Origin of the sequence: Actinomycetospora lemnae, from assembly GCF_028737315.1 — a bacterium.
Classification (GTDB): domain Bacteria; phylum Actinomycetota; class Actinomycetes; order Mycobacteriales; family Pseudonocardiaceae; genus Actinomycetospora; species Actinomycetospora lemnae.
In genome coordinates, this window is record NZ_JAQZAO010000009.1 from 176,546 (window position 1) to 189,432 (window position 12,887).

The 12,887-nt window shown below is 71.0% G+C and carries 7 protein-coding genes; 4 read left to right on the plus strand and 3 right to left on the minus strand.

All coding sequences use genetic code 11. From position 1 onward, the window contains the following. The first annotated feature begins 49 nt into the window (after nt 1-49). Both PGB27_RS20895 and PGB27_RS20900 read left to right on the plus strand, forming a co-directional pair. Nucleotides 50-802: a hypothetical protein gene (locus PGB27_RS20895; RefSeq protein WP_274202325.1), complete on the plus strand. Its 753-nt coding sequence runs from the start codon at nt 50-52 to the stop codon at nt 800-802. Nucleotides 803-2,910: 2,108 nt separating this feature from the next. Continuing rightward, nucleotides 2,911-3,840 carry a hypothetical protein gene (locus tag PGB27_RS20900; RefSeq protein WP_274202326.1) on the plus strand — a complete coding sequence of 310 codons (930 nt, stop codon included), beginning with the start codon at nt 2,911-2,913 and terminating at the stop codon, nt 3,838-3,840. Nucleotides 3,841-4,070: 230 nt separating this feature from the next. On the opposite strand, the gene PGB27_RS20905 is transcribed toward PGB27_RS20900, so the two are convergent. Together PGB27_RS20905 and PGB27_RS20910 are read right to left on the minus strand one after the other, a co-directional pair. Beyond that, nucleotides 4,071-5,072 carry a DUF2188 domain-containing protein gene (locus PGB27_RS20905; RefSeq protein WP_274202327.1) on the minus strand — a complete coding sequence of 334 codons (1,002 nt, stop codon included), beginning with the start codon at nt 5,070-5,072 and terminating at the stop codon, nt 4,071-4,073. 1,157 nt (nt 5,073-6,229) lie between these two features. Then, nucleotides 6,230-9,472, minus strand: coding sequence for an AAA family ATPase (locus PGB27_RS20910; RefSeq protein ID WP_274202328.1), 3,243 nt, complete (start codon nt 9,470-9,472; stop codon nt 6,230-6,232). A gap of 126 nt (nt 9,473-9,598) precedes the next feature. Here PGB27_RS20910 and PGB27_RS20915 point away from each other — a divergent pair, with 126 nt between their 5' ends. Beyond that, nucleotides 9,599-10,456 (plus strand): class I SAM-dependent methyltransferase, encoded by an 858-nt coding sequence (locus PGB27_RS20915; protein ID WP_274202329.1) that lies wholly within the window; start codon nt 9,599-9,601, stop codon nt 10,454-10,456. Beyond that, the gene (locus PGB27_RS20920) at nt 10,453-11,400 is read left to right on the plus strand and encodes a carbon-nitrogen hydrolase family protein (RefSeq protein ID WP_274202330.1); all 948 of its coding nucleotides are present in this window, start codon (nt 10,453-10,455) and stop codon (nt 11,398-11,400) included. Before PGB27_RS20915 ends, PGB27_RS20920 begins: the two co-directional genes overlap by 4 nt. Nucleotides 11,401-11,994: 594 nt before the next feature. Here PGB27_RS20920 and PGB27_RS20930 read toward each other — a convergent pair. Next, nucleotides 11,995-12,768: a methyltransferase domain-containing protein gene (locus tag PGB27_RS20930; RefSeq protein ID WP_456298480.1), complete on the minus strand. Its 774-nt coding sequence runs from the start codon at nt 12,766-12,768 to the stop codon at nt 11,995-11,997. Nucleotides 12,769-12,887: the final 119 nt, after the last annotated feature.

The window sequence follows — 12,887 nt, forward strand, 5'->3', positions numbered from 1 at the left end:
TGTTTCGAGCTCGCGATGTGCGAGCGTCCTGCGCGCTGGCTTGACCTACATGATCAGCAGGGAGCCCGAACTAAGTGCCGGGCAGCCCCTCGCCTTGCTGCCGCCGGACCCGTGGCACGTTGACGGCGATCTTGTCACGGTCGAGGAGAAGCGGGCGGCCATGAACCTCGCGGACCGCGAGTCACTCCTCCAGATCAATCGAACGCTCGGCTTCCCCACGCCGGTCGACTGGTTACCCGACGGGCGCGAATGCGCGGAGGTCTTCGACGGCGACGTGGAGCGGTTTTTAGAGGAGCGCAAGCCGCGTGGCACTTCCGCGCGCGAGACACGCGAGCGGCACACGGCAGACGTCTCACCGCTCGAGACACCATCTGCACAGTCCGTCAGCCGTGATGTGGGGCGGTTCCTCGAGCAGGCCTGGACGCGCGCCGCTTCCATCACGATCAACATCGACGGCGACCACGCAAACGTCGCACTCGGCGCGTACATCACCCAGAACCAGGCAGCGTCCGAACCAGTTCGGTCTCCGTCGTGGACACTCGAACGTCCCAACCCACGCAAGGACACCGTCGTCCTCACCAACTGTGGTGCGGGCTCAGCTTACGACGTGGATATTGAGCGCCCCCCGACGCCGATGTTCCGCGGCGACACACACTACGACCGAGTTGACCCCGGCCAGAAGATCATTTTGGCATTGAGGTTCACCGGCCAGACCAGGCTCGCCGATCGCACACTATGTCTCACTTACGGGCCCCACCCTGGCGGTGAGAAGAAGACATGGAAGAGCAGCGTTCCGTCATAGGGAACGCGGATCGACCGCAAGAATCTCCTGTCAACGCGTTGGACATCTCGTTCCAAGCAGACGCGGCGATGCTCCCGGCGCCGAAGCGGACCCGGGGGAAGGAAACAGTCACGGCCCGCTTGTGGCGTCCTTCTTTGACCCGCGCTGCCGTTGGATGATCCGCGCCGCAAGGTCGACACCACACAGCCTCCACTGCGGCCGGTGCGCTTCACAATGACCTGATCAAGCTCCACCCGCGGTGACCTGCCGACTCCCTGTCGAGAAGCTTGGAACTCACGTTGTGGCGAGACGATGGGCCTCTTTGACCAGCCTCTCTTACCGAACAACGTCAACGTGGTGGGCGTGGCGGACGTCCTGCGCGTGCACCTTCGAGGTCCTGGCGCGAAAACACCCAACCAGAGGGCCAAGCTCCGCGCACCAAGTCCTTGAGGCCAGTGGGTACCGTGTGACCTGTCGAGCCTCTGCCCGCTCCGGGCGAGTTGATGTCCTCAAGGAGGGCGTTCATCATCCACGCAAGATGCATGGCGCCGGTACCACCGTAATTCCAGCCGTATCCACCGGGAGGCCGCTGAGGAGCCGGATAGAGGACTTGATCAGCTGTGCGGACCCAGATGTCGCGCTCAGCCCCGAGAACCACTTCTGCAAGAGGTGCCATCGCGGGAAGCCTTTGCGGAATCGCAGCGAGCAGCCGCCCGTCGACCGTTCGACCAACGGGTGCATCCGTTGCGGGGTCGATTAGCGCTCCTTGGACCTCGTAGCCGGTGCGAGCGTTGATAACCTCGAAACCCGCCGTTCGACGGATCGGACGCAATCGACTTGCCCACTCTTGGACTACGGCCGACGACTCATCGATCTCCTCGCACACGCTGTAGGGGAATCGTTCTCCGCCATGCCAGGTCAGGACTTCTCGCACACATTCGGCGGCGAGCTTATCGGTCCGCCCCAAGAGCTCGAGCCAACCTGCCCGTTCTTCCGACTCCTGATTTTCCTCCACCTCCGCGACCGGCAGCGGGGTGGCCGCGACTGCAGCACGATTCTGAGGCGCGGAGCTGGGCTCCTCTGCCTTATACCCCCTCTGTAGGGTCTCATCGAGAGTCTGAAGATCGAGTTGGGCGCTCGCTGCAGCACGAGACACTGATGTGTCGCATGACTGGGTGGATACGCCATAGCGGCCGTTCGGAGCGGCTGCACCTCAAGGTCTCCGCCAGCCATCCACTCGATCGTTCGGCCTCCCGGCTGCCACACCGTTATCAACTCTGGGAGCCAAAGCGGGCGGGGCCAATAGGGGGCTGGTTGTCCGATCAGTCGAACCAAGTCTCCCCACCGGACGTCGTAGGGCTCGCGATCAGCGCTTTTCGGGTTCACCGCAACAATGTTCGGGCCGTCCACGCCGAAGTCGGAGTCAACCTTGATTAAGGCTGCGACGCCCTCGACTTGATCCTCGACACCCAAGGCCCGAAACATGATCGGGTCGTCGACCCGCCAGAGGACCGCAAGCGTTCCACAGCGAGTACGCCACCGCTGAACGACGATGCGTGAGATTGCGTCCGCGATCGTCGTAGCACCTACGTAAGCTGCTGGGAGTTCCGAATCTGGCCAATCGGTGATCCGCACTCGGGGGTGCGACAGCGGCTGGATCGTAGTTGATGCCCCAGCGAACGACGTCCACGCGCGACCAATATGGCCTGCCGTCCGCGACGCCAGCTGGATCGACAAATTCTCCTCGTCGGTGCGCCCTACTCAGAAGACGACGACGAAGCCCCAAGAGAGACGCTGCATCGTCGAGGTTGACGTACGGTCCATCGATAATGATGCCCCCAGCGAGAAAGAACAGTACTGCAGCGACCAGCGAAGAGTACCGCAGGAAGGACGCGTACCCTCGGTCGCAGGGTCAGCGCGCGAGCCAATCGTGCGCCGACGCGACGACGCCCTCCTACCGCCGTCAAGTCTTTGAGTGTAGAGGCCCGGACGTCGACAGTCCCTGCTTTCTCGAGTGATGCTTACCATTCACAGGAGGTGACCTTTTGGAAGAAGGGATACGTTGGCTACCTGAGGGCGTGGAGCCGGTAGCGATGCGCCTTGCACGGGCAGATAAGGCCGCATCACAGATGGGCGAACTCGCGCTGGCATGGTCGCGAGACGCGTTGAAGATAGTTGAACGCCCAGCAGCGGATGGAGAAGTAGAGCTTGTTGTTCTAGGGATACGCCAGATACCGCCCCTTGTCCCCCTCCTCTTTAGCGAAGCAATTCACCACTTGCGCTCGTCTATAGAGAACGCGTTGTTCTTTGCCGTCGAGCGAAGTCGGGGTGGCGCCCTGCCCGAGGAGCAAGCAAGACGTGTGAGTTTCCCAATAGCAGACGACGCGAAGAGCTTTCGCAGATGGCAGACTGAGAACGGTCGCAAGGGCATACCCGAGCTAGGTCTGGGATCGGTACTGGCAGCACGAATTGAAGGGTTGCAGCCGTACCAGGACTCAGCGCGCATAGGATCCATCTCGCGACGGTTTGCAGTTCTGACTGGACTGGAGCCAGACAACGCTGCGCCCATGACCCTACTCCAGCATTACTCCAATACCGACAAGCATCGCACAGTACTCACAGCCGCTGCTCGAACTTCGATACAGCGGAGCGATCTAGCTTTCTCGACTAGCGAGAAGGGGATGAAGCCAATCGAGCGCGGTCAAGTTCTGGTCAAGATTTCCCAGCAGGAACGACTGATCGTCGACACAGTTACGGCGGCGATGGTCGCTCGCCCACAAGGGACGTGGGTCGCACCGGTAAGAGAATTAGACCTCCTACGTCGGCACGTCGCCGACATCGTGATACCCACACTTCTCCTCGGCGTCCCCCTTGCAAAAGGACTGCCGCCCGATATCGACCTCACCGATACCGGCCAGGCAGACCGAGAGCGAATCGAGGCTGGCGGGTGGACCTCCGCGGCGGAACGTGCGGTGGAGGCGGGGCTTCCGGCCTTCCTTGATGCCATCAGCAGCGACCCAACAAGTGCGCCGACGCAGGACGACGAGGTGGCCGACTAACGCCACCCCATGGAGGACAACCTGGGACCGCTCGCCAAGGAGCTCGCCCGAGCGCGGTCACGACACTGGCCAAGCGAAGGCCGGGCGCACCAGTACGCAGGACAAAGGTGTTGCGGTCGCCGAACGCGTACTAAGGTCGGTGAGGCGAGCTCGGCTCTGCGACCGGGCCGCCGACGAAGAGTTCCGGCCACCGTGAACCGCCCATCCGAGTGGAACCGCAGGTGCGGCCGTCATTCGGTCGACGGGGTAGTGGTGGAGCGCTCGGATACCGTGCGGCGTTCCCGCACCTTGCCGTCGGTGCCGTGAACGACGACCGTCCCGCCGCCGTCCTGAGCCAGGATCTCGGTAGCCCGCTCGATTGCCTCGGCTTGGGTCCGCGCCTTCGCACCTCGCCTTGCGCCCCTGCGTCGAGTGACCATCCAGCCGGTGTCGCTCGGCGGGACAACGTGGTGGTCGGCGTCCCGCGCCTCGGCTTGCTCCGAAGGCTTTGTTCGCTTCTCCTCCATGACGGCCGACAGCGCGTCCCACACCAGCATCGTGGCGCGGGCTTCGGCATCGGTGGGATCGGTGATCTGCTGTAGCTCTGCGAGCGCCTCGGCCAGCGGCTGCGACGCCCGGAACCCGAGGCGTCGGCCGTGCGCGTTGCGCTGCCTGTCTCTCGGCGCGCCCCCCTGCGTCTGAGGCGCACGCCCCTGGGGCAGCACGACCGGCGTCTTGGACTCAGCTAGCGGATGGTGCCCACCGTCGGCGACAGCGGAACCGTGCGAGCTGGCACCGTCACCACTTTCGTCGTCAATCTCATCGCGGGCCGTCTCGACGTGCTCCAGCGCACGGCGGGCGCGCTCAGCGTCGGACGGGGATACGAAGGTGATCGTGTCGCCGAGGGCCACCGAGCAACCGAACTCCGTCGCGAGGGCCTCTGCCACGTCATCGTCCTTGACGTCTACTGAAGACAGGACATATGCCACCTGGCGCAGCTCGACCGCGTGCTCTGCGGTGACCTCTCCTCGCAGGAGCCTGGTCGAGGTCCCGTGGTCCCAAAACAAAGCGTTGTCGACGCGGGCGAGGGTCGCCTCGGTGAGGTTCTTCGCCTCGCCGGCCTCAATCATCCGCAGCGTGCGGCCGGAGGGTCCGCCGCGCTCCTCGATCTGACGCTGCGTCAGCCCGACCCGCTCTCGGCGCGCACGAACGGCACGTCCGAGGACCGCGAGGCCGTTCATGTCAGAACTCATGTTGCCACATGTTGCCAGTCGTTGCCGTTTGTTGCCACTTCGACTTGCCAAGCTCGTAGGGCCACCCGCCGATCGAGGAGCCGGGCAACCAGCTCCAGCAGGCCTCGACGCAGAGACGTGGGCAAGCTCGGTGTCGCAAGCAGTCTCACGCCTTGGCGCCCAGCAGGCCAGTGCCGCCTGTTGCCGCTTAGGTCACCAAGTGGTTACGATGCCGCTCAATGCCGCCCGGTCCGGGTGGACTACAGACAGGAAGCCACGTGACCGCGATGCCCGCTCCCACCGTGCTGAGACCCCGGATCGTCTCCTCGTGCGCGACGAAGATTCGCCTGCCGGGGGTCTCGTGGGGGCCGTGATCGCGATCGCTGCCGTCGTCGGTCTCCTGGTCATTGGCGTGCTTTTCGTCTGGCTGTATGACCGTCGGGACCATAGGCGGTTCCTTACCGCCCAGTCCGCCCTAGGGGGCCCGGAGGCGACCCGGGCTGCAGGTGACGCTTGGCGAACAGTCGGCACTCCCCCGGGCCTGGCGATTCGCGCTCCCGGCGCCCGGCTGGAGCTGAACCAGGACGCCGAGGACGACGAGTGAACCGCCCGGAGCCTGGACTTGGCGGCGCCCCTCAGACCTTCGCGACGGTCGGCGCGCTCAGCTGTTGGACCCTCGTACGTCGCGCCGAGCAGACCGAGTCGAGCGAGCGGGATCTCCTGGACTGCGTATCGTGCTTCCCAAGACCAGCGGGTGGCTGCCCGATGCGGCGGGCCACAGGCCGACGCCAGGCCACGCGGCTGTCGTCGTACACCAATGTCACCGCCGCCTGGGGTCTGGCTCCAGGGCTGGCTGGCCACGCCCAACGTGAAGGCCTTCGACGACCTCCGCGAGTGCGGGACTAGCACCTGATTACTCCGGCGTGGGCGCGGCCTCGTGCGGGCGCTGGCGTGGGATGGGTCGTGGGACGAACGATGGGTTGTCAGAGGCCACCAGAGGTCACGGGTGCGATCTGTCGGCACCTCGAGGACCAGGCAGAACGCCTGCGACCGCCCGGTTGCCCGGCCTCCGGAGGCGGGAGCGCAGGTTCGAATCCTGCCGGGGGCACCACGTTCGACCTGCAAGGACGCTCCGTTCCTCGTGACGGGCGACCTGCGCCGCAGCTCGGTCGGTCCGACTATTCGACGTCCGCGGTCCGCTTGCGACCGGCAGGCCGTGGCGCCGGGTGCAACGTCCAGGTCATGCGCTCGCGCGGGTCGTAGCGGCAGTGCGTGCCGGTCTGGACGGATCGGTCGAGGTGCGCGCCGAGCTCGGGGAGGACGGTCCCGACGCGCTGGATCGCTTCCCGCAGCCGGCCGCTGACGGCCTTCCGTGCCCGTTCGGTCGTCCCGGCGCCGAGCGGTCGGTCACGGCCGGCCAGCCCGGCCGCCTCCCGGAGCTGGTCGAGCAGCGCCGTGCGCTCGGCGTCGGCGCGCTCCCTCCGTCCCTCGTCGTGGTCGCGGCGGGCCGACGCGAGGTCGTCGTCGAGCTCGGCCAGGCGGCGGCGGTAGGCCTCGCGGGCGGTGGCGTCGAGCAGCGGACCGCCCACCCGGTCGTGCTCCACCGTCCCGGTCAGATCCAGGACGTGGACGTCCCGGCCGGGGCACGCGAGCAGCGCGGCGAGATCGGCCAGCCCCTTCAGGTCGGGCAGGTGCACGGTCGTGGCGCCGTGGCGGACGCGCCACAGCTCGCCGTCGCGGCGCAGCTCGGCGTCGGCCGGCGGGTCGCCGGGACCGTCCCGCACGCCGGACGCCGCCGTGCCGCCCAGCCGCGCGGTCACGGCGTGCAGGCCCAGCTCCGCGGCCGTCCGCGCGGCCCGCTCGCGATGGCCGTCCCCGGCCCCGAGCGTCGCCAGCTCCGCACCCGTCTCGGCCTCCCACGCGCGGGCCCCGAGCCGCCGGTGCACGTCCAGCGCCCGGCACAGCCATCGCTCGGCGTCGGCCCGGTGGCCCAGCGCGGCCGCCAGCAGGCCGGCCCAGTGGGCGTTGCTGCCCATGAAGCAGACCAGGGCCCCGTTCACCCCGCACGCGTCGGCGACCGGTTCGAGCTCGGCCAGGAGCTGGGCGCACACCGCGCGGTCGTCGAGTCGCACCGCGGCCGTCGTCATGCCGCCGACGAACACCGGCCACAGGTAGGAGCGGTCGTCGCGCCACGTGTCCAGCGCCAGCACGATGTCGAGGTGACGGCGCGCGGCGTCGAGGTCGTCCGGATCCCCGCTCAGCGCCGAGAACCCGGCGGCCACCGCGTGCGCGTGCGAGGGGACGCCGACCCACCACCGGACGGCCTCCGCCGCGGTGGCCCGCAGCAGGTCGGGGTCGCCGCGCGCGCGGACCAGCCCCAGCAGCTGGGACATCCGCACGTTGCCGGTGTCCGGCTCGCCGATCCGCTCGCCGAGCGCGCTCGCCTCGTCGATCAGCCGCTCCCCGTCGTCCAGCCGTCCGTCGACGACGGCCAGCGCGGCGTGGCGGGTCAGCGCCAGGTAGTCGTGGCGGGGCTGGCGGAACCGCTCGGCGGCGTGCAGGTAGTCGCCGAGCACGGCGCGGAACGCCGGCGACCCCAGCTCGAGGAGTGCGTTCGCGGTCAGCAGGAGACCCTCGGCGTGCCGCTCGGCGTCACCGGTGCGCTCGGCCAGCGCCGTGATCTCCCGGGCGAGCTCCCGGCGTTCCCCGGCCCGACCGGGCGTCCACAGCACGTCGTGCCGGGCGAGCAGGCAGGCGGCCAGCGTCGCCGGATCGTCCAGCGTGCGGGCCACGTCCAGCGCCCGCTCGGACAGCGGCGCCGCCCGCGCCCGGTGGGCGGGCACCGAATGGTGCAGCTCGCGGGCGAGGCCGGCGGTGAGCTCGGCCTCCAGCGCGGTGCCGGCACCGCGCACCCCGGCCAGCGCCGTCTCGAGCTCCTCCACGATCGCGTCGCGGGCCATCGCGAAGCGAGCGCCCAGGCGCTGGACGCCGAGGGCGACCCGGCCGAGGCGATCGGCGTCGCCGAGCGCGCCGGCGCGGCGGCGGGCGTCGTCGAGCAGGACCCGGGCCGCGGACGCGTCGCCGGAGCGGGCCCGCGCGTCGGCCTCGTCGACGAGCAGGTCCACCAGCTGCGGCCCGGCGTCCGGTCCCCCCGCGTCCTCGACGGCCCGGCGGGCCCGGGCGAGGTGGCTGGCGGCCTCGGCGAACGCGAGCCGGGACCGTTCGGCGGCGGCCGCCGCGCGCGCCCAGTGCACGGCCGGCGCGCCGCCCCGCAGGGGGACGGCCGCGGCGGCGTGCCGGGCCACGTCCGCCGCCTCGACCGGCAGCCCGCGGGCGTGCCGGCGTTCGAGCGTCTCGACGAGCTGCTGGTGCAGCTCCAGCCGCCGCGCGACCGGGAGCTCCGCCGTGACGGTCTCCCGGACCAGATCGTGGGCCAGCCGCGTCCGCGCCCCGGCCGCGCCGGGGACGAGCACCCCCGCGCGCACGCCGTCGGCCACCCGCTCGGCCAGCTCGGTGGCGCCGACGCCGCAGACCTCGCCGAGGACGTCGGGCAGCAGCTCCGTGCCGGCCACCGCGGCGGCCTCGACGAGCCGGCGGCCGCCCTCGCCGAGCCGGTCCACCCGGCGCAACACGAGGTCGCGCGCGGCGCTGGGCACCGCGTCCGCGGACTGCGCCGGGTCGGCGAGCACCTCCGCGAGCTGCTGCACCAGGAACGGGTGACCGTCCGTGCGCCGGTGCACCTCGGCCGCCCACCGCTCGGCGGTGGCGGCACCGGCCACGGCGCCGACCAGCTCGTGCACCTCGCCGCCTGAGAGGCCGCGCAGTAGCAGCGACTCCCCCCGCGCGGCCAGCTCGGCGACCGTCGCGGCCCGGCCGGCGTCGAGCTCGTCGTGCCGGTACGCCGCGACGATCACCAGCGGCACCGGCCGGTACGGCCGCGTGACGAAGTCCAGCAGCGCCAGCGTGGACTCGTCGGCCCACTGCAGGTCGTCCAGCACGACGAACGCCGGTGCGCGCCGGGCCCGCCGCTCCAGGGACCGGGCGACGGCGTCGAACAGGCGCAGCCGGGCCGCGTCCGGGTCGGCCGGCGGCTCGGCGGCCGGGGCGCCCGGCTCGGCCAGCTCCGGGAGGAGCCGGGCCAGCTCGGCGACGTCGGCGGCCGGTGGCGCGTCGACCGGACCGGTCGCGCGCAGGCCGCGCAGCGCCGTCGTCCACGGCCAGAACGCGGGTGCCCGGTCCGCGTCCGCGCAGGTCCCCCAGCCGACCGACCACTCGCTGCGGGCAGCCGACTCGCCGACGAGCGTCGTCTTGCCGATGCCGGCCTCGCCGCCGACCAGCACGAGCCGGGCCCGCCCGCCGGCCGCCTCCTCGACGGCGTCGAGGAGGCGGGACAACGCACGGGCGCGGCCCACGAACGCCATGCGCCGGGATTATGCCGCGGCGCCCGATCCGGCCGCGCGGGTCGCGTGCCGGGTCCTGGCGGGTGCCAGCCGGTTCCTGGCGCCGAGGGGGTGGGACCAGCCCGCACCGACCGTCGAGGAGCCCCGATGACCGTCACGTTCGATCCCGCCCGCTACAAGGAGACGACCCGGGCCCAGTGGCAGGACGCGGCCCCGGCCTGGCACGCCTGGGGACCCACGCTGGAGACCTGGCTCGGCGACGCCACCACGCTGATGCTGGACGCCGCCGGCGTCACCGCGGGCACCCGCGTGCTCGACGTCGCGGCCGGCGCCGGTGGCCAGACGCTCGCCGCAGCACGGCGGGTCGCGCCCTCCGGGCACGTCCTGGCCACCGACATCAGCCCGGCGATCCTGGAGCGCGCGGCCGCGGACGCCGCCGCCGAGGGCCTGGCCGAGGTCGTCCAGGTCCGGGAGCTGGACGGCGAGCGGCTCGACGTCGAGGCCGGCACGTTCGACGCCGTCGTCTCCCGGCTCGGCCTGATCTACTTCCCGGACCGGGCCGCCGCGCTGGCCGGCCAGTACCGGGCGCTGCGAGCGGGCGGGCGGGTGGCCGCGGTCGTCTACTCGACGGCCGAGCGCAACGCGTTCTTCTCCGTCCCGGTGTCGATCATCCGGCGGCGTGCGCAGCTGCCCGCCCCGGCGCCCGGCCAGCCGGGGCCGTTCAGCCTCGGCGGGCCCGGCGTGCTGGAGGACGCGCTGCGCCGGGCCGGCTTCCGCGACGTCGGGGCGCGGACCGTGCCGGCCCCACTGCGCCTGCCGTCGTCGGCCGAGTGCGTGCGCTTCGAACGGGAGTCGTTCGGCGCGGTGCACCAGATGCTGGCCGGGCTGTCGCCCGAGGAGCGCGACGCGGCGTGGCAGGAGATCACCGAGGAGCTGGCCGCCCATGAGACCGGCGACGGCTTCGAGGGCCCCTGCGAGCTCGTCGTCGCGTGGGGCGTGAAGTGAGGCCCGTCGTCGCGGCCGCGGTGCAGGCCACCCCGGTGTTCCTGGACCGTGACGCGACCGTCGAGAAGGTCGCCGACCTCACGGCGAAGGCCGCGGCCGAGGACGCCGGCCTGATCGTGTTCCCCGAGGCGTTCGTCCCGACCTACCCGGACTGGGTGTGGCGGATCCCGGCCTGGCGCGACGCCGGCTACTACCGCGAGTTCGCCGACCAGGCGGTCGAGGTCCCCTCGGCCGCGACCCGCCGGATGGGCGACGCCGCGCGGTCGGCCGGGGCCTGGCTGGCCGTCGGCGTGAACGAGCGGGACCCGTCGGGCGGGACGCTCTACAACACGCTGCTGTACTTCGCTCCCGACGGGTCGCTCGCCGGACGGCACCGCAAGCTCATGCCGACCGGGGGCGAACGCACGGTGTGGGGCCAGGGCGACGGCTCGTCGCTGACCGTGCTGGACACCCCGTTCGGCCGGCTCGGCGGGCTGATCTGCTGGGAGAACTACATGCCGCTGGCCCGGGCGGCGCTCTACGCCCGCGGGATGGACGTCCACCTGGCGCCGACGTGGGACACCAGCGACTGCTGGCTCTCCACGCTCCGGCACGTCGCCCGGGAGGGGCGGACGTTCGTCGTCGGCACGAACTCCTACCTGCGGGGTTGCGACGTGCCGTCCTCCCTGCCCGACCGGGACGCGCTCTACGGCGGTGAGGAGGACACCATGTCGCACGGCGGGGCGGCGATCGTCGGGCCGGACGGGACGGTCCTGGCCGGCCCGCTGCTCCACGCGGAGGGCATCCTGTACGCCGAGATCGACGTGGCCACCGCGCGGCTGGCCCGCCGGGAGTTCGACCCGGCCGGCCACTACGCCCGGCCGGACGTGTTCGCGCTCACCGTCGACACGACGGCGCGCACGTCCGCCCGGTTCGTCGCGCAACGCTCGGGAGCCGGCTCGTGACTGCGAGGTTCCCGGTGACCGACCGGTGCCGATCCCGTGGCACGACCCGTGCCATGAACCGGAGCGCATGAGGGTCTCCCAGAGGCACACCCGGTGGACCTCAGCACTTGACGGCCCAGGTGAGGCACCCGAGGGCACCCGGTCGCCCGGCCTCCGGAGGCGGGAGCGCAGGTTCGAATCCTGCTGGGGGCACCTTGGGGTGTCTCGGGACATCCGCATGGCCCCGAACCCTCACGGGTTCGGGGTTTCTTGCGTGGTGGGGCGGGTCGGCCGGTCGTCGCGGGTGGGATGTGGTTCGCCCCGGGATCGGCGGAGTTGGGCGGCTGGGATTCTGGTCGCGTGACCCTCGAGGAGGGTGCGTGGGCAGGCGAGACCGCCGTCCTTGTGCCGTGAGGTGCTGGGAGACCGCCGGCCCCCTGATCGGGAGCTGCTCGGCGAGCTCCCCGACCGAGCTGGACCGGGGCGCCGGCGTCGCGAAGACCGCGCAGTACACGGGGTCGCCCAGCCCGGCGTATCGGTAAGCCTGGCAAGAACGGTAGGCCTCGAGCGCCGAGCAGTGTCCGCGGTAGCTTCGGGATCAGCGCACGGGAGGCGTCAGCCGGGCAGCCGCGCGACGAACGCGTAGCCGCGGACGTCGAACGCGCGGGCGTTGGCCTCCCCCTCCGCCCCGCCGAAGGTGTCCCACTCCGGTCCGATCTCGACGTCGACGAAGCCGGTCTGCTCGAGCATGTCCTGCCAGCCCTCACGGGGCAGCCCGCCCGCGATTCAACCGGTCCACAGGTCGATGTCGCGCCTCGCCTCCTCGGGTACCGGCCGTCCGTTGGCGATGTCGGCGAACTGCAGGCGTCCGCCGGGCCGCAGGACGCGGCGGATCTCCTGGAGCACGGCCGCCTTGTCGGCGCACAGGTTGATGACGCCGTTGGAGATCACCACGTCGGCCCAGTCGTCGGGCACGGGCAGGTCCTCGGCGAGGCCCGCGCGGAACTCGACGTGCCCGAGCCCCAGCGACGCGACGGTCGCGCGCGCCCGGTCGAGCATCTCCTCGGTCATGTCCACGCCCACCACGTGGCCCTCGGGACCGACCTGATTCGCAGCGACGACACTGTCGAAGCCGCCGCCGCTGCCGACGTCCACAACGGCCTCGCCGCGACCGAGGGGGCCGGGCGCGAAGGGATTGCCGACCCCGGCGAACGACTCCACCACGGCCTCGGGCAGCGGGTCGACGGTCGAGGAGGGGTAGCCGAGCCGCTCGGCGAGCGGCCGCCCGGTGTGGAAGTGGAAGGCCCCGTGGGGCTGGGTCGCCACCTCCCGGTACTTGGCGCGGACCTCGTCCCGCAGAACGCCGGGATCCACCAAGAGGTCACCCATGGCCGTCCCTCGCTGTCCCTCGTCGGCGAGCGGTGGAGCGGCGCCGGGCGTGGACGCCGCCCGATCCGGACAATTCCGACGGTCCCGCGGGCCGCTCCGCGGTGTCAAGGGCGTGGTCG